Annotated in this window: 16 protein-coding genes; 7 read left to right on the top strand and 9 right to left on the bottom strand. The window is 61.5% G+C overall.

The window, feature by feature from the left end; all coding sequences use genetic code 11:
* Positions 1-83: 83 nt before the first annotated feature.
* From REH34_RS13650 to yccS, 6 genes are all read left to right on the top strand, one after another.
* Positions 84-1526, top strand: a complete 1443-nt coding sequence (locus REH34_RS13650) for a TldD/PmbA family protein (RefSeq protein WP_311971902.1) — start codon at positions 84-86, stop codon at positions 1524-1526.
* On the top strand, positions 1526-2857 hold the full coding sequence (locus tag REH34_RS13655) for a TldD/PmbA family protein (RefSeq protein ID WP_311971903.1): 1332 nt from the start codon (positions 1526-1528) through the stop codon (positions 2855-2857). Before REH34_RS13650 ends, REH34_RS13655 begins: the two co-directional genes overlap by 1 nt.
* Before the next feature lie 117 nt (positions 2858-2974).
* Positions 2975-4399: a multidrug transporter subunit MdtD gene (gene mdtD, locus REH34_RS13660; protein ID WP_311971904.1), complete on the top strand. Its 1425-nt coding sequence runs from the start codon at positions 2975-2977 to the stop codon at positions 4397-4399.
* A gap of 60 nt (positions 4400-4459) precedes the next feature.
* Positions 4460-5839, top strand: coding sequence for an ATP-dependent RNA helicase DbpA (gene dbpA, locus REH34_RS13665; protein WP_311971905.1), 1380 nt, complete (start codon positions 4460-4462; stop codon positions 5837-5839).
* Between the two features lie 119 nt (positions 5840-5958).
* Complete coding sequence (locus REH34_RS13670; protein WP_311971906.1) at positions 5959-7137, top strand: NAD(P)/FAD-dependent oxidoreductase; 1179 nt, start codon at positions 5959-5961, stop codon at positions 7135-7137.
* A gap of 216 nt (positions 7138-7353) precedes the next feature.
* Positions 7354-9540 carry a YccS family putative transporter gene (yccS, locus tag REH34_RS13675; RefSeq protein ID WP_311971907.1) on the top strand — a complete coding sequence of 729 codons (2187 nt, stop codon included), beginning with the start codon at positions 7354-7356 and terminating at the stop codon, positions 9538-9540.
* A gap of 9 nt (positions 9541-9549) precedes the next feature.
* On the opposite strand, the gene REH34_RS13680 is transcribed toward yccS, so the two are convergent.
* The 4 genes from REH34_RS13680 to REH34_RS13695 form a co-directional block, all read right to left on the bottom strand.
* Positions 9550-10311, bottom strand: coding sequence for an ABC transporter substrate-binding protein (locus REH34_RS13680; protein WP_226505525.1), 762 nt, complete (start codon positions 10309-10311; stop codon positions 9550-9552).
* Between the two features lie 212 nt (positions 10312-10523).
* Positions 10524-10820 (bottom strand): helix-turn-helix domain-containing protein, encoded by a 297-nt coding sequence (locus tag REH34_RS13685; protein WP_226505524.1) that lies wholly within the window; start codon positions 10818-10820, stop codon positions 10524-10526.
* 18 nt (positions 10821-10838) lie between these two features.
* The gene (locus REH34_RS13690; RefSeq protein WP_311971908.1) at positions 10839-11345 is read right to left on the bottom strand and encodes a M48 family metallopeptidase; all 507 of its coding nucleotides are present in this window, start codon (positions 11343-11345) and stop codon (positions 10839-10841) included.
* An 85-nt stretch (positions 11346-11430) separates the two neighbouring features.
* The gene (locus REH34_RS13695; RefSeq protein WP_311971909.1) at positions 11431-13548 is read right to left on the bottom strand and encodes an EAL domain-containing protein; all 2118 of its coding nucleotides are present in this window, start codon (positions 13546-13548) and stop codon (positions 11431-11433) included.
* 457 nt (positions 13549-14005) lie between these two features.
* Here REH34_RS13695 and REH34_RS13700 point away from each other — a divergent pair, with 457 nt between their 5' ends.
* Entirely contained in the window at positions 14006-14677 is a 672-nt protein-coding gene (locus tag REH34_RS13700; RefSeq protein WP_311971910.1) for a polysaccharide lyase family 7 protein, read from the top strand.
* Between the two features lie 71 nt (positions 14678-14748).
* Here the strand turns inward: REH34_RS13700 and fba are convergent, their stop codons facing one another.
* The 5 genes from fba to REH34_RS13725 all read right to left on the bottom strand — a co-directional run bounded on the left by fba (position 14749) and on the right by REH34_RS13725 (position 18081).
* The gene (fba, locus tag REH34_RS13705; RefSeq protein WP_311971911.1) at positions 14749-15813 is read right to left on the bottom strand and encodes a class II fructose-bisphosphate aldolase; all 1065 of its coding nucleotides are present in this window, start codon (positions 15811-15813) and stop codon (positions 14749-14751) included.
* Positions 15814-15973: 160 nt separating this feature from the next.
* Positions 15974-16333: an MliC family protein gene (locus REH34_RS13710; protein ID WP_311971912.1), complete on the bottom strand. Its 360-nt coding sequence runs from the start codon at positions 16331-16333 to the stop codon at positions 15974-15976.
* A gap of 36 nt (positions 16334-16369) precedes the next feature.
* Positions 16370-16606, bottom strand: a complete 237-nt coding sequence (locus REH34_RS13715) for a hypothetical protein (protein ID WP_226505518.1) — start codon at positions 16604-16606, stop codon at positions 16370-16372.
* 51 nt (positions 16607-16657) lie between these two features.
* Positions 16658-16885 carry a hypothetical protein gene (locus REH34_RS13720; protein WP_226505517.1) on the bottom strand — a complete coding sequence of 76 codons (228 nt, stop codon included), beginning with the start codon at positions 16883-16885 and terminating at the stop codon, positions 16658-16660.
* Positions 16886-16917: 32 nt separating this feature from the next.
* Positions 16918-18081, bottom strand: coding sequence for a phosphoglycerate kinase (locus tag REH34_RS13725; protein ID WP_226505516.1), 1164 nt, complete (start codon positions 18079-18081; stop codon positions 16918-16920).
* Positions 18082-18090: the final 9 nt, after the last annotated feature.

The raw sequence follows: 18090 nt of genomic DNA on the forward strand, positions 1-18090 counted from the left end.
CAGATGCATAGATATCGCTTGTTCGATTTTTCGGGGGCGAGCCCCTCGCTACAAGGATCGGCAATCCGCCAAAGGAGCCAAGCATGTTCGACTTCACCGCGTCACTCAGGCAGCGCTTCGCCGCCCTGAGCACGGGCGCGGAGTTCTTTTCGCTGCGTTACGTGCGTCAATCGCGCCAGTACCTGTCGGTGCGCAAGAACATCGCCGAACCGCCCAGCCTGAGCCTCGATGAAGGGGTGATGCTGACCGTGCGTGTCAACGGTGTCGAGGCCTACGCGGCCACTCCGGATCTGTCCTTGCAGGGCCTGCAGCAGGCCCTCAGCCGCGCCGAGCACCAGGCGCGCGCGATCAAACCCCACGCCTTGCTCGACCTGAGTACTCAAGCCGTCGCGCAAGGGCGTTTCGACTACACCTCACCGGGTATCGAACAACCTTTCGCGTCCCTGAGCGATTGCTACGCCCTGCTCGCCGCCGAGTCCGCCGCCGTGCCCGTGAATAGCAAGCTGGTGAGCTGGCAGACCAGCCTGGGGGTCAGCGATGTCGAGCAGATCTACCTCAACAGCGCTGGCGCCGAGATCCGCCAGGCCTGGCGGTTCGTCTACCCGGGCATCAGCGTCACCGCCCACGATGGCCGGGACACCCAGTCACGCAGCCTCGGCCGAGAGAACTTCGGCCAGCAGGGCGGCACCGACGTCATCCACCGCTGCGGCCTGCAAGGCGCTGCGGTACGGGTTGCCGACCAGGCCTTGCAACTGCTGGGAGCGCCCAATACCCCCGAAGGCCCGCGCGACCTGCTGTTGCTGCCGGATCAGATGACTCTGCAGATTCACGAGTCGATCGGCCATCCGCTGGAACTCGATCGCATTCTGGGCGACGAGCGCAACTACGCCGGCACCAGCTTCATCAAGGCCGAAGACTTCGGCCACCTGCAATACGGCTCGCCGCTGCTCAACGTCACCTTCGACCCCGAGATCCCCGAGCAACTGGCCAGCTACGCGTTCGACGATGACGGCAGCCCGGCCAGCAAGCAATTCCTGATTCGAGATGGCGTGCTTTTGCGCCCGCTGGGCGGCGCGCTGTCGCAGCACCGCACCGGCATGGCGGGCGTCGCCAACAGCCGCGCCTGCAGCTGGAACCGCGCGCCGATCGACCGCATGGCCAACCTCAATATCGAGCCCGGCGATCAGCCGCTGGAGCGCCTGATCGGCAACATCGAGCACGGCATCCTGATGGCCACCAACCGTTCCTGGTCGATCGACGACGCCCGCAACAAATTCCAGTTCGGCTGCGAATGGGGCCAGTTGATCGAAAACGGCGAGCTCAAAGGCGTGGTCAAGAACCCCAATTACCGCGGTATTTCCGCGCAATTCTGGCGCAACCTCAGCGCAGTGGGCGACCTGAGCACCTTCGAGGTCCTGGGTACTCCCAACTGCGGTAAAGGCGAGCCCAATCAGGTGGTCAACGTCGGTCATGCCTCGCCGGCCTGCGTGTTCAGCCAGATCGACGTCTTTGGAGGCGATGCCTGATGCATAACGAATCCTTCGCCCATTTCCAGGCGCTGGTGCACTGGCTCAGCGAGTCGATCGACGCCCCGGCGCAGTTCACCTTCGGCTACAACGCCGAGGCCTCGGACTTTATCCGTTTCAACCATGCCAAAGTGCGCCAGGCGGGGCACGTGACGCAGATCCAGGTCGATCTCAAACTGATCGATAACGGCCGCCAGGCCACGATGCACCTGGCCTTGAGTGGGCATCTGGGGGTCGATCGTCAGCGTCTGGCCGACGCCCTGCGTTCATTGCGGTCGACATTGCCGCTGTTGCCGGCCGACCCCTATCTGCAACTCAACAGCAGCGATTGGCAGAGCCATGTGGTGCTCGAACAGCCGTTGCCCGATCCCGATGCAGTGGTGCGGCAAATCTGCGCGGCGGCGGGCAGCCTCGACCTGGTGGGCATCTATGCCGCTGGCCCGATCAGCCGCGGCTTCGCCAACTCCCACGGTGCGGTCGGCTGGCATCAGGCCAATAGTTTCAATCTGGACTGGAGCCTGTTCCATGCCAACGGCGAGGCGGTCAAGGCCAACTACGCCGGCCAGCGCTGGCAGCAAGGGGCGTTCGAAACGCGCCTGCAGGCCGCACGCCAGCAATTGCAACATCTGACCCAGCCCCTCAAGACCCTGCAACCCGGTCGCTACCGCGCCTATGTGGCGCCAGCCGCCATGGACGAACTGGTCGGAATGCTCAGCTGGGGTGGTTTTTCCGCCCAGGCCATCGCCAGCAAGAACAGCCCGTTGCAGCGCCTCTACGAAGGCGATCAGCATCTGAGCCCGCTGGTCACGCTCAGCGAACAGGTCAGCGGCTCGCTGAGCCCGAGCTTTTCCGAAGAAGGCTACCCCCGCGACGACCTCGTGCTGATCCGCCAGGGCCGCGCCGGCGAGCGCTTGATCGATTCGCGCAGCGCCAGCGAATATGCCCTGCACTGTAACGGCGCGGGCGGCGGTGAATACCCGAGCGCGCTGGAGATGGCGGCCGGCGAGCTGCGCGAGCAGGACATCCTGCAACGCCTGGGCACCGGGCTATACATCAGTAATCTGTGGTACCTCAACTACTCGGATCTGCCCGCCGCGCGCATGACCGGGCTGACCCGATTCGCGACCTTCTGGGTCGAGGACGGGCGCATCCAGGCCCCGGTGAGCACCATGCGTTTCGATGACAGCCTCTACAGCCTGTTCGGCGAGCAGCTGGAAGCCCTGACGGTAGAGCGCGAGATGATTCTTTCCACCAGTACTTACAGTGAACGACGAACGTCTTCGAGTCATTTGCCCGGGGCGTTGATAAAAGGCATTACCTTGACCTTGTAGCGGTTTCAAAAGCTTCGCGGGCAAGCCTTGCTCCCACAAAGAGCTCAGTGTGCAGTTGTGGGCGCAAGGCTTGCCCGCGAAGGAAGCGCCGCGGACTCCAACCAATAAGAGCTAACAATGCCCACACGACCACCGCTTGACCCCGTCACCGCTCGCTGGCTGCCCTGGGTGGTGGCCATCGCGTTCTTCATGCAATCGCTCGACGGCACCATCCTCAATACCGCACTGCCGGCCATGGCCCGCGATCTGGCAGAAAACCCGCTGCGCATGCAGTCGGTGGTGATCGCCTACATGCTCACTGTGGCCTTGCTGATCCCGGGCTCAGGGTGGATTGCCGATCGTTTCGGCACCAAAAAGGTGTTTTTCAGCGCCATCTTCCTGTTCAGCCTGGGCTCGCTGGCCTGCGCACTCTCGCACACGCTGAACATGCTGGTGATCTCGCGCATTCTGCAGGGCCTGGGTGGTGCACTGATGCTACCGGTAGGGCGACTGGTGGTGTTGCGCACCTATCCGCGCTCGGAGCTGGTGCGCATTCTCAGTTTCATCACCGTGCCCGGCCTGCTAGGGCCGCTGATCGGCCCGACGCTGGGCGGCTGGATGGTGCAATACCTGACGTGGCACTGGATCTTCCTGATCAATCTGCCGGTGGGCGTGATCGGCTGTTGGGCGATCTGGAAAATCCTCCCGGACCTGCGCGGTAGCACCCGCACCGCGTTCGACGGCGTGGGTTTTTTGCTGTTCGGCGCGGCGATGGTGTTGATCACTATCGCTATGGAAGGCCTGGGTGAATTGCATCTGCCACACCTGCGGGTGATGCTCCTGCTGTTTGCCGGCATGGCATGCCTGGCGGCATACTGGCTACGCGCCGGTCACATCGACAACCCGCTGTTTTCACCGACGCTATTCCGTACCCGCAGTTTCGCCGTCGGCATCCTCGGCAACCTGTTCGCGCGCCTGGGCGGCGGCGCCTTGCCGTTCCTGGTGCCGTTGTTGCTGCAGGTAGCGATGGGCTACTCGCCTTCGGAAGCCGGGATGAGCATGATCCCCCTGGCAGCGGCAGCGATGATCGCCAAGTCGATTGCCAAGCCGCTGATCGAGCGCTTTGGCTACCGAGTCATTCTGACCTGTAACACTCTGCTGCTGGGTGCTTTGCTGTGCAGCCTGGGCCTGGTTACGCCGGCGACACCCTATGGACTGTTGCTGGTTCAGCTGAGCCTGCTCGGGGCGGTCAATTCGATGCAGTTCACGGCGATGAATACCGTGACGCTGATCGACCTCAATGATGCCGACGCCAGCAGCGGCAACAGCTTGCTGTCGGTAGTGGCACAACTGGCCATGAGCCTGGGCGTGGCCTGCGCCGGGGCGCTGCTCGGCGGTTTCAGTACCTCGGTGGGTATCGACGGCACCACCACGGTGGACGCGTTTCAGATGACTTTCCTCACCATCGGCATCATGACCATGCTGGCGGCGGCGATCTTTGCCCAGCTGTCGAACAAGCCCAGCAGCGGTACGCCCCGTCAGGAAGCCGAAATCGAAGCATAGGGTCATGCGTCACGGGCTGTTACACTGCGCGACATTTTGCTTTTTTTGCAGGGCCGTCCCGTGACCAACACCGCTTTCAATACTTTGCCGCTGTCTGCCGGCATGCTGGCTAACCTCGAATCACTCGGTTATGCCCAGATGACGCCAATCCAGGCGCAAAGCTTGCCGGTGATCGTCAAGGGCCTGGACCTGATCGCCCAGGCCAAGACCGGCAGCGGCAAGACCGCCGCGTTCGGGATCGGCCTGCTCAACCCGATCAATCCGCGCTACTTTGGTTGCCAGGCACTGGTCATATGCCCCACCCGCGAGCTGGCCGACCAGGTGGCCAAGGAAATCCGCCGCCTGGCGCGCTCCGAAGACAATATCAAGGTGCTGACCCTGTCCGGCGGCGTGTCCTTCGGCCCGCAGATCGCCTCCCTGGAGCACGGCGCGCACATCATCGTCGGCACCCCCGGGCGCATCCAGCAGCACCTGCGCAAGGGTTCGCTGGTGCTCGACGGCCTCAACACGCTGGTGTTGGACGAAGCCGACCGTATGCTCGACATGGGCTTTTACGACTCTATCGCCGACATCATCGAGCAGACCCCGGCGCGCCGGCAGACCTTGCTGTTCTCGGCCACCTACCCGGTCGGCATCAAGCAGCTGTCGTCGAAGTTCATGCGCGATCCGCAGCAGGTCAAGGCTGAATCGCTGCATGCCGACAGCCAGATCGAGCAACGCTTCTACGAGATCTCTCCGGACGAGCGCATGAGCGCCGTGACCAAGGTGCTGGGCCACTTCCGCCCGCAGTCCTGCGTGGCGTTCTGCTTTACCAAGCAGCAGTGCCAGGAGACGGTCGACCATCTGGTCGCCAAGGGCTTCAGCGCCGTGGCCTTGCATGGCGATCTCGAGCAGCGCGACCGCGACCAGGTGCTGGCGATGTTCGCCAACCGCAGCACCTCGGTGCTGGTGGCCACCGATGTCGCCGCGCGCGGCCTGGATATCGATGCGCTGGACATGGTGCTCAACGTCGAGTTGGCGCGTGATTCGGAAATCCACATTCACCGCGTCGGCCGTACCGGTCGTGCTGGCGAGAGCGGCGTAGCTATCAGCCTGGTAGCACCGGGCGAAGCGCATCGCGCGCAGGCGATCGAGCAACTGCAGAAATCGCCGCTCAACTGGGCGCCGCTGAGCGAGCTGGTGTCCAAAGGCGGCGCGCCGCTGCTGCCACCCATGTCGACCCTGCTGATCGGCGCCGGGCGCAAAGACAAAGTACGCCCCGGGGATATCCTTGGCGCCTTGACCGGTGACGCGGGCATCGCCGGCACTCAAGTGGGCAAGATCGCGATTTTCGACTTCCAGGCTTATGTGGCGGTAGAGCGTGATGTCGCCAAAGAGGCGGTTCAGCGCCTCAATAGCGGCAAGATCAAGGGTCGCTCGCTGAAAGTGCGGATTCTTTAAACCTTTGTAGCGAGGGGCTTGCCCTTGACTCGGCGTGTCTGGCACACCCGATGTCTGAGCTATTGTCGGGGACAGGCCCCCTCGCTACGGTGATTTTCGTTTTCCGGGAGAACCCCGCAGTGCGCTCTACCGAAGTCATCATCATTGGCGCTGGCGCCGCTGGCCTGATGTGTGCCCTCAGCGCCGCTCAGCGCGGCCGCCAGGTGATATTGCTCGACCACGCCAACAAAGCCGGCAAGAAAATCCTCATGTCGGGGGGTGGCCGCTGCAATTTCACCAACCTGTACACCGAGCCAGGCAATTTCCTTTCGCAGAACCCGCATTTCTGCAAGTCGGCTCTGGCACGCTATACCCAATGGGACTTCATCGCCCTGGTGGCCAAGCACGGTGTGCCCTATCACGAGAAAAAACTCGGCCAGCTGTTCTGCGATAACAAGTCCAGCGATATCCTCGAGATGCTTCTGAACGAGTGCAGCGACGCCAAAGTGGATCTGCGCCTCGATACCAGCGTCCAGGCGATCGAGAAAACCGCCAGCGGCTACCAACTCACTACCAGAGCCGGCGAGCTCGCTTGCCAGTCGCTGGTGATCGCCACCGGCGGCCTGTCGATTCCGACCCTCGGCGCTACCGGTTTCGGCTTTCAGATTGCTCGGCAATTCGGCCACAGCGTGCTGCCGACCCGTGCCGGGCTGGTGCCGTTCACCATCACCGATCAGTTGAAAGCGCTGTGTACCGAGCTGTCAGGTACGTCAGTGGACTGTATCGCGAGCTGCAACGACCAGAGCTTCCGGGAAAACCTGCTGTTCACTCACCGCGGCCTCAGCGGCCCGGCGATCCTGCAGATCTCGTCGTTCTGGGAGCCCGGTGACAGCATCGAGCTCAACCTGCTGCCGGATATCGATGCTCTGGACTGGCTGACCCAACAGCAGGCCGAGCGCCCCAACAGCGAGCTCAAGACACTGCTGGGCGAGGTCTTCACCAAAAAGATGGCCACCCTGCTGGCCGATCTATGGTTCGAGTCACGGCCGATGAAGCAGTACACCCCGGCGCAGTTGACTGAAATTGCCGAGCAATTGAGCAACTGGCGCCTGGTGCCGGCGGGTACTGAAGGGTATCGCACCGCCGAGGTGACGCTGGGCGGGGTCGATACCCGCGAAGTGTCGTCCAAGACCCTGGAATCGCTGAAAAGCCCCGGGCTGTATTTTATCGGCGAAGTGCTGGATGTGACCGGGCACCTGGGCGGCTTCAACTTCCAATGGGCCTGGGCCTCGGGGTATGCGGCTGCGCAGTACGTTTGAAGGTGCGCTCTCGGGCCCCTTCGCGGGCAAGCCTTACTCCCACAGTGGACACAGCTCCCAAGCTGTAAACCTGCGAGAGCACGGCTTGCCCGCGAAAGGGCCCGCAAGCCTGGCGCTAATTGAATGCACCCCACAGATTTCAACACCCCGCCTGTATCAGCACCCACGCCCCTCCATTAAGATACCCACCTCTGCCCCACTGGTTTGCCCCAACCCATGGCATCGACCTCTTTTCGCCAGACCCTGCGCCGTGTATGGGCGCTCGACAAGTTCAGCTACAGCGTGCGGGTGTTCATCGCCCTGACCGGCAGCATGGCGCTGTGCTGGTGGCAGAACGAGATGCGCCTGCTGATTCCGTTGTTCCTGGGAATTATCGCCAGCGCCTTGGCTGAAACCGACGACAACTGGCAAGGCCGCCTCACCGCCCTGGTGGTGACGCTGTTGTGCTTCAGCGTCGGCGCACTGGCCGTAGAGCTGCTGTTCCCCTTCCCCATCCTGTTTGTCTGCGCACTGGCAGTGGCGGCGTTCGCCCTGACCATGCTCGGCTCGCTGGGTGAACGCTATGGTGCCATTGCCTACGCCACGCTGATCCTCTCTGTGTACACCATGATCGGCGTCGACCAGCGCGGCGGCGAAGTCACGGATTTCTGGCATGAACCCATGTTGCTGGTCGCGGGCGCGGGCTGGTACGGCATCCTGTCGGTCCTGTGGCAGGCGCTGTTTTCCAACCAGCCGGTGCAGCAGAGCCTGGCGCGGTTGTTCCGCGAACTGGGCCAATACCTGAAGCTCAAGTCGTCGCTGTTCGAGCCCATCCGTGGCCTCGATATCGAAGCCCGTCGCCTGGAGCTGGCCAAGCAGAACGGCCGCGTAGTGGCGGCGCTCAACGCCTCCAAGGAAATCATCCTGCACCGGGTCGGCAGCACGCGGCCGGGGTCCAAAGTGAGCCGCTACCTGAAGCTCTACTTTATGGCGCAGGACATCCACGAGCGCGCCAGCTCTTCGCATTACGCGTACAACGCCCTCACCGATGCGTTTTTCCATAGCGACGTGCTGTACCGTTGCCAGCGCCTGCTGCGCCAGCAAGGGGCAGCCTGCCGGCGGCTGTCGGAATCGATCCAGTTGCGCCAGCCGTTCAACTACGACGCCAACTTCGCCGAAGCGCTGGACGACTTGCAGGCCTCGTTGAATTTCCTGCGCGAACAGAACAACCCCTCCTGGCGTGGGCTGCTGCGCTCACTGCGGGCCCTGGCCAACAACCTGGCCACCCTCGACCGCCTGCTCAGCGACGCCAGCAACCCGGACAAACTCGCGGACAACACCGACAGCAGCCTGCTGGACCGCTCGCCACGGGGACTCAAGGATTATTGGGCGCGTATCCGCCAGAACCTGACCCCCACCTCGTTGTTGTTCCGCCATGCCTTGCGCCTGCCGCTGGCACTGGTCATCTGCTACGCCATGGTGCATTTGATTCACCCCAACCAGGGCTATTGGATCATGCTCACCACGGTATTCGTCTGCCAGCCGAGCTATGGCGCCACGCGGCGCAAACTGGGGCAGCGGATCGTCGGTACGGCCGTGGGCCTGACCATCGGCTGGGCGCTGTTCGACCTGTTCCCCAGCCCGCTGGTGCAGTCACTGTTCGCGATCCTTGCGGGGCTGGTGTTCTTCGTCAATCGCACCACACGCTACACCGTGGCCACGGCGGGTATCACGCTGATGGTGCTGTTCTGCTTCAACCAGACCGGCGATGGTTACGGGCTGTTCCTGCCGCGGTTGTTCGATACTCTGATCGGCAGCCTGATCGCCGGCATGGCGGTGTTCCTGTTCCTGCCCGACTGGCAGGGCCGCAAACTCAACAAGGTGCTGGCCAATACGTTGACCTGCAACAGCATCTACCTGCGCCAGATCATGCAGCAATATGCGCAGGGCAAGCGCGACGACCTCGCCTACCGCCTGGCCCGGCGCAACGCGCACAACGCCGATGCCGCACTTTCCACCACCTTGGCCAACATGCTGATGGAGCCTGGGCACTTTCGCAAAGAAGCCGACGTGGGCTTTCGCTTCCTGGTGCTGTCCCACACCTTGCTCAGCTATCTGTCGGGCCTGGGCGCCCATCGCGGCACCGAGCTGCCGGAGCCGGTGCGCGTGCACTTGATCGAGGGCGCAGGGGAAACACTGTCTCGCAGCATCGAGGAAATCGCCAACAGCCTGATCAACAAGACCGCAGTGGCAGTGCACAGCGATGCCGAAGAGGCGCTGGCCAATGAGCTTGAGCAGATGCCCGAAGAAATCGACGAAGGCCAGCGTCTGGTGCAAAGCCAGCTGGCAATGATCTGCCGTCAACTCGGACCGTTGCGGACCATGGCGGCGCATCTCATCAAGGAAAACGAAAAGGCGGCCTGATCCGCACCGCTACATGCCGTATTCGTGCATCAACCGGGCATAGCTGCCATCGGCCTTCATCGAGGCGATGGCCGAGTCGAACCCGGCGATGATCTGATCGTGTTCAGGGTTCTTCAAGCTGACCATGATGTGCAGGGTATTCTCTGCCAGTGGCGGACCGAAAAACTCCACCGCACCGCGCACTTTCGGCGACTCCTGCTGCAGGTAGTAGCGCGCCACGTACTCGTCTTCGAGGGTGAGGTTGACGCGACCGGCAGCGACCATGCGCACGGCCATCGAAAAATTGTGGACCGGCACCTTGGTGATCTGGCTGTCGGCGTCGAATCCGGCTGAGTAGGCATAATCACGAACCACCGCCACGGACTGACCATGCAGCGACTCGAGATTACCGTTGAAGGTGAGGTTGTCGCCCTTCTGCTGGAGCAAGCGGATGCGATTGGTCAGATAGGGCGCGGAGAATTGGCCGAGGTGGGTGCGATCGTCGCTGAACCAAGCGTTGATCACGACGTCATAGCGCCCTTCGCCAACCCCTTGCAGGGCTCGCGCCCAAGGCACCTGTTCAAATTGCGTGGCGTAGCCAGCCCGCACCAGCGCGCGGGTCACCAGGTCAGTAGCCAGGCCGCCATTGACCATGGTCGCATCAGTGAACGGTGGCCAGGCATCGGCAACCAATCGTAGTGTCTGCGCCACCAATGCAGGGCTCTGCAGCAGCAATCCCAGTGCACATAACCCTAACCCCAGCGAACAACAGGCTCGATGCAAACGCCCCATGCTCAACATCCTATCAACGGGCCCGCGCCCTGCGTTGTCTTTGTCCATGAGCTGACTGGCTCAGGGGAACCGATGCACCGGGTAGCCAATGCAGATTACACACAGAACGCGCCGCCAGCATAGCCTGGTGATGGCAATAAGCCGGGGAGTGATACATTTTCGTTACATTCGCGCTTGGCAGGCAGGGGTAGGCCGCCTTTCAGGAATGCTTTTCAGGGATAGCCGAGCACTGCCTTGATACGCTCCACGTTGGCCTCGATCCACTGCGGCTGCACCGCGCCCCAGTCACGAATGCGGTAGCTCCCGGCGTTCTGCCGCGCGCCATCGCCCTGCTCGAACTCACAGACAATGTCGAGATCGGCCAGCGCTGCGAGGGTGTCCTGCGCGGTACGCCGCGGCATGCCAGTGACCTCGGTCAGCGCCGGCACGCTGCTGGCCTGCTGGCTATCGATCAGCCAAGCCACGTACAGGCGGCGATAAAAACTGGTTTTGGTCTTGCTGACATCCATTGCAAAAGCCTTTTAGGGTCAGTGCCGCTCTGGCGGCGGAAGATCGCGATACGTCAGGTACAAGCGCAGGTCGAATTCCAGCTGTTGGTAGCCAGGCTGCATGTACTCGCACAATTGATAGAACGCCTTGTTGTGGTCCGACTCCTTAAGGTGCGCCAGCTCGTGCACCACGATCATGCGCAGGAACTGCGGGTCGGCGTCGCGGAACAACGCGGCGATGCGAATTTCCTTCTTGGCCTTGAGCTTGCCGCCCTGCACCCGCGAAATCGCGGTATGCAGGCCCAATGCGCGATGCGTCAGGTCAAGACGGTTGTCGAACAGCACCTTGTCGATATTCGGCGCATTGCGCAGATGCTCTTGCTTCAATCCCTGGGCATAGCTGTACAGCGCCTTGTCGCTCTGCACGTCGTGACGCTGGGAATAACGCTGACGCAGATAATCCCCCAGGCGATCCTGAGTGATCATCTGGCGGACTTGCTCTTGCAACGAAGAGGGATAGGCTTGCAGATACTTCAAGGGATTCATTGGGCGATGACTGGCCGAGGATCAGCCGCCAGTCTACCGGGGCGAACGCTCGAGTGCATCGCCCACGCTGATCGCGGCGTAGCGCCTAGTGCAGCCCCCACTCGAACGGCTCGGTAAACTGCCCGGCATCGGCCGCGGTCAGCGGTTTGGCCACCACGAAGCCCTGTACGAACTGGCAACCATTGGCCCGCAGCCACTGGTATTGCTCGTGGGTCTCGACGCCCTCGGCAATCACCGTGATCTCGAAGGCCAGGCACATTTCGATGATGCCCTTGGCCATCGCAGCATCGTGCGCCGAATCGGGCAGGCGGGCAATCAGCTGGCGATCGAGCTTGAGGGTATCGATGGGCAGATCGCGGAGCATTTTTACCGAGCAGTTGCCACTGCCAAAGTCGTCCAAGGCGATCTTCACTCCCAGGCGATGCAATTGCTGCAGTTGTTCCCTGGCCTGCTGCGGGTTGTGCATGAGCGAAGACTCGACCACTTCGATTTCCAGCTGATCAGCCGACAGGTGGTTGTCCACTATCGCTCGCTGCAATTCGGCTACCAGATTGGGCATGCTGAACTGCGCGTTGCTGAGGCTGATGCTCAGCACCAGTTCCTTGCGGAACGTGGCATTCCAGGCGCTACGCTGCGCCGCACCTTGATGATAGATCCAACTGGTCAGTCGGCTGATCAGCCGCGCCTCTTCCAGCAAGGGGATGAACAGACCCGGTGGCACATCCCCGACACTGGGGTGCTGCCAACGCAGGAGCGCTTCGAAACCGCGCAAACGGCCATCGGCGATCGAGACCTGCGGCTGGTAGACGAGGGAAAAGTCTTCATGCTCGATGGCCATGGCCACGCTTTCTTCGAGCATCATCCGCGAACGCGCACGCACGTTCATGTCCTGGTCGTAATAACGGTATTGCTGGCGCCCGGCCTGCTTGGCCGCGTACATGGCGATGTCGGCCGCGCGCAGCAGGCCGTCAAGGTGATGACCACACTCGGGATACGTAGCAATGCCGATACTAACGCCCAGAGATATCTCGATGCCGTCGATTTCCTGGAGGGTTGCCACCCGCTCCATGATCTTTTCCGCGACCTTGGCGGCCTGCTCGGGGTATTCGAGGGTATCGAGCAGCGCGGTGAACTCGTCGCCGCCCATCCGCGCAATGATGTCGTAAGGTCGCAAGCATTCCTTGAGTTGCTCGGCAACCCAGCGCAGCACCCGGTCCCCGGCGTCATGGCCATGGGTATCGTTGATGCGCTTGAAACCATCCAGATCGAGATACAGCAGCGCTTGGGTCTTTTCCTGGCGCTCGTTGCGCACCAGCGCGCTGTCGACCGTCTGATAGAAGCCGCGGCGATTGAGCAGCCCGGTCAACGGATCGGTCACCGCCTGATATTCCAGTTGCTGGTGCAGATTGCGCACTACCGACATGTCCTGAACCGTCACGACCATGGCTTTCTGCTCGATGGGCAACGGCGCACAAGAGAGCGCGACCGGTATCTGCTGTCCGGCGTGATTACGCAAAAACGCGTCATGGATGCGCAAGGTATCGCGCAGGCTGTATGCGCGGAAAAACTCCGACTCCTCCCAGGCCAACGGCGTCGGCTTTTGTACGTACTCCAGCAAGGAACTGCCTTGCAGCTCCGCTAGCGTGGCGCCCAGCAACCTGGAAATTGCCGGATTGGCAAACCGGATCTCGCCGCTGTCGGACACCACCAGGATGCCTTCTGCAGCGTTTTCCAGCACTGAATGGTTGAACGCCCGCTCGGCCTCAAGATCACGCGTCAGGCGCTGCAAGTCGCGGCGATTGCGCTGCTGCTCGAGCAGGGCCTGGACCTTGGGGCGCAGGATCTGCGGATCGAAAGGCTTGAACAGATAGTCGATCGCGCCGTTGGCATAGCCTTTGAGGACGGCCGCCTGGGATTGCTCGTTGGCAGTCAGGAAGATGATCGGGGTCAGCTTGGTCCGCTGACTGCCACGCATCAGGCGCGCCACCTCGAAGCCATCCATGCCGGGCATCTGCACGTCCAGCAGCACCAGGTCGACTTCCTGTTCGAGCAGCACGCCCAGCGCCTCGACACCGGAAGCGGCAGTGACGACCTGCCAGTCCTGGCGTTCGAGCAGCGCCCGCATGCTGATGAGGTTTTCCGGGTAGTCGTCGACGACGAGCAGTGTCGATCCACCTTCAGTGTGCTTGGGTTGCGCTTCCATGCTGCTTCTCTTGTGTTGAGGGCCTGTCGGCTTACATCGGCGCCATCTATCTAAAGTATCCGCTTTATTACGGTTTGAGCCGCAACAGTGAGCACAACGTTGATAAAAAGCATGATTCCGTACCACGCAAACCGCCAAAGGCACCCCCGAGGAGGCGTTTTCGCGGGTTAAAGCTTTCTCTGACTCTAGACCCTTATGGACCGGCGCGTCTGCCAAATAGTGCCATCATTGGCGCTCAAAAACTGACGGCCGATAAACGGTCAGTCGATTGACACTCTGTAATCAAAGGCTTACACGAGGTCGACAAACGGCTGGCGCCACCATAATGGCGGATGATTGGAAAATGGATATTCTAGCCATGTGCAAAGGCAGCCGCCTTCGACAACGCTCGAAGCGGCAAGTTCGTAATTTATTTGTGGCGTCCGTGCCGCCATAAACTAACTATATAGGTAGTCCAATGATCGATTTATCCACCTGGAACCTCAGCATTCCCGTCGGCAGCGTTGCCACCACCATTGATACCCCGACTCTGATCAAGGGCTTCAAGGACGAATACTTTCATGCCGACACCGGCACGCTGTTCTTCTGGGCCCCCGTCACCGGCAGCAAGACCGCCAGCGCGATCTATCCTCGCAGTGAATTGCGCGAAACCAACCCCGATGGCTCCGTGCACAACTGGCTGTACACCGCAGCCGACAACACCCTGACCGCCACCATGATGGTCAATCAGGTCCCTTCGTCGGGCAAAGTGGTGATCGGCCAGATCCACGTCAACGGCAGCAACGAGCCACTGCTGAAAGTCGAATATCAATACAAAGAGAAACTCGGCAACGGCAATATCGTCGCCAAGTTGCGCCAGACACCCGGCCAGGATGATCCGACCGTCATCACCATCGCCACCGGCGTGCCGATGAACAAGAACATCAACTACATGATCCACCTGACCAAAGCCGGCACATTGAGCGTCACCGCCTATAGCTTCAAGTGGAGCACCAAGGTCGATCCTCAGTGGGCGACCAAGCCGCTGTACTTCAAGGCAGGCGTTTACGTTCAGGACAACACTGGATACGCCACCGAAGGCGGTTCGACCACCTTCACCAAACTTGTGATCGGTCATACCCAGGGTTAAGGAAAATCGAGGCATGGAAGTTTCAAATAAAAAACCCCGCACTCGGCGGGGTTTTTTAATGCCTGCAGGAATCAGCTGACCTTGGCGGCCAGCTCACCTGAAGCGTAGCGCTGGAACATGCCTTCCAGGGAGATCGGCTTGATCTTCGAGGCATTGCCGGCAGTGCCGAAGGCTTCATAACGCGCGATACACACGTCACGCATGGCCTTGACGGTTTCAGCGAAGTATTTGCGCGGGTCGAACTCGCCCGGGTTCTGCGCCATGAAACGGCGGATCGCACCGGTGGAGGCCAGACGCAGGTCGGTGTCGATGTTGACCTTGCGCACGCCGTGCTTGATGCCTTCGACGATTTCTTCGACCGGCACGCCGTAGGTCTCTTTGATCTGGCCGCCGTACTCGTTGATGATCGCCAGCCAATCCTGAGGCACCGAGGACGAACCGTGCATCACCAAGTGAGTATTGGGGATACGCTTGTGAATTTCCTTGATGCGGTCGATCGCCAGAATGTCACCGGTAGGCGGCTTGGTGAACTTGTAGGCGCCGTGGCTGGTGCCGATGGCGATAGCCAGGGCATCGACCTGGGTCTTCTTGACGAAGTCGGCCGCCTCTTCCGGATCGGTCAGCATCTGGCTATGGTCGAGGATACCCTCGGCGCCGACACCGTCTTCTTCACCGGCCTGACCGGTTTCCAGCGAACCCAGGCAGCCCAGCTCGCCTTCAACCGACACACCGCAGGCGTGAGCGAAAGAGACGGTCTGCGCAGTCACACGGACGTTGTAGTCGTAGTCGGTCGGGGTCTTGCCGTCGACGCCCAGAGAGCCGTCCATCATCACCGAGCTGAAGCCCAGCTGGATCGAACGCTGGCAAATGTCAGGGCTGGTGCCGTGGTCCTGGTGCATGCACACGGGAATGTGCGGGAATTCTTCGATGGCAGCAAGGATCAGGTGGCGCAGGAATGGAGCACCGGCGTATTTGCGCGCACCCGCCGAGGCCTGGACGATAACCGGCGAATCGGTTTTGTCCGCGGCCTCCATGATTGCGCGCATTTGTTCAAGGTTGTTGACGTTGAAAGCGGGGACTCCGTAGCCGAACTCGGCTGCGTGGTCCAGCATCTGGCGCATGCTGATGAGTGCCATTGTATTTGTATCTCCCGATCCAGGGTCGTTAATCGTGCAAGCCTGCCGTATTGGCGGCTGCTGTTCAATATTCACATTGCAATGTTGCGGTTAACACCGTGCGGTCACCGCGCAGCGACGCTCGACCAGTAACGCTAGACCGCTGCCCACGGAGCTTTTTTCACTGAGCCTTGCAGCCCCGCCCAATCAGATCATTGGTAGCGACCCAATACACCAGGCCCTGATCATCCTTGACGTTGAACGCCAGCACACCATCGCTGAACATCTGGCCATCGGCGCCGGGCTCGGTCTTCAGGTGATAGACCTGATCCTTGCCACCCAGACTCACATCAACCTTGCTGCGGGCAGCATCGGTATAGTGCCAGAACACATCGAGCTGACTGTCACACACCCAATGGGTCGGCGCGGGCGTCGATACGGGCGCGGACGACGGCCACGAAGGCCACCACGACGTACTGCAACCTGCCAACAGGGTCATCCCCAGCACTGCACACATCGCCGGGGCGATAGATCCTTTCATTGCCACTCCTCGCGGGTAGCCACCGGACGGTGGCACCTAGTTACAGTTCTGCTCCCTGCCGCCGGCTTCGCTCTGGACACCCGTGGCATTGGTCGCCACGCGCTGATCGTTCTGCGAGGTCGGTACCGTGACCGTCGCCGGGCTAAAGACTTCGCACGCACTTTTCGCGCCATTCGTCCCGGCGCATCCGGTCACCATCAGTACAGCCAACACCACACCACTTGCCAGCACACCAGTCGACGTCTTCATAACGATTGCCTCGTACACATCCATGACGGGAAACAGCACCTGTAGGGTAGGACCGTATTCGCCGCCCGTGGTTGCCTAGTGACAGCCGTTACCGAGATCTTCGCTATTGTACTTCTCCAACGCTTCGTTGCCTTGGCGCTTGCTGATCACCGGAGCGGTCTGCGCCTGCCATTCGGACTGCGCGCAGCCACCATGCGGCTTGGCCACTTCGGCCTTGGCGGGCGTTACGGCGTTATCGGCCGACGTGCTGGAGCAACCCGCCAGCAGCGCCATCAACATCACCGCCGGCAGGGTTTTGAACATCGGGAGAGCCCCTGTTCCAATGTTCATGCCAATCAGGACTTGGCGCGCTGTTCGAGCATTTCCACCGCAGGCAGCACCTTGCCTTCGACGAACTCGAGGAAAGCGCCGCCGCCGGTGGAGATGTACGAAATATCGCTGCCGATGCCGTACTTGTCGATCGCCGCCAAGGTGTCGCCACCGCCCGCGATGGAGAACGCCGAGCTCTCGGCGATGGCCTTGGCCAGCACCTTGGTACCGTTACCGAACTGGTCGAATTCGAATACGCCGACCGGGCCGTTCCACAGAATGGTTTTCGAGGTTTTCAGCAGCTGGGCGAAGTTTTCAGCAGTTTTCGGCCCGATATCCAGAATCATGTCATCGTCAGCGACATCGGCGATGTCCTTGACGGTGGCTTCGGCGTCTTCGGCGAACTGCTTCGCGACCACCACGTCAACGGGTAATGGCACGCTGACCTTGGCGGCGATGGCGCGAGCGGTGTCGAGCAGATCCGGTTCGTACAGCGACTTGCCCACATTGTGGCCCGCCGCGGCGAGGAAGGTGTTGGCGATGCCGCCACCGACGATCAACTGATCGCAAATGGTGCTCAGGCTATTGAGCACGTCGAGCTTGGTCGAGACCTTGGAGCCCGCGACGATGGCAGCCATCGGCTTGGCCGGCGCACCCAGCGCCTTGCCCAGCGCTTCGAGCTCGGCAGCCAGCAACGGGCCAGCCGCTGCGACCTTGGCGAACTTGGCCACGCCATGGGTCGAGCCCTCGGCGCGGTGGGCGGTGCCGAAGGCGTCCATCACGAACACGTCGCACAGGGCAGCGTATTGCTGGGCCAACTCGTCGGCGTTCTTTTTCTCGCCCTTGTTGAAGCGCACGTTCTCGAACAGCACCACGTCGCCAGGCTTGACGTCGACGCCGCCCAGGTAATCGGCCACCAGCGGCACGTCACGGCCCAACGCCTTGCTCAGGTACTCGGCCACCGGCTTGAGGCTGTTTTCGGCAGAGAACTCACCTTCGGTGGGACGCCCCAAGTGCGAGCAGACCATCACCGCGGCGCCTTTTTCCAGGGCCAGCTTGATGGTCGGCAGCGACGCGACGATGCGCGCATCACTGGTGACCTTGCCGTCCTTGACGGGCACGTTGAGATCTTCACGGATCAGTACGCGCTTACCTTGCAGATCGAGGTCGCTCATCTTCAACACGGTCATTGAGTCAGT

The sequence above is a fragment of the Pseudomonas baltica genome (assembly GCF_031880315.1).
In the GTDB taxonomy this organism is placed as follows: Bacteria; Pseudomonadota; Gammaproteobacteria; order Pseudomonadales; family Pseudomonadaceae; genus Aquipseudomonas.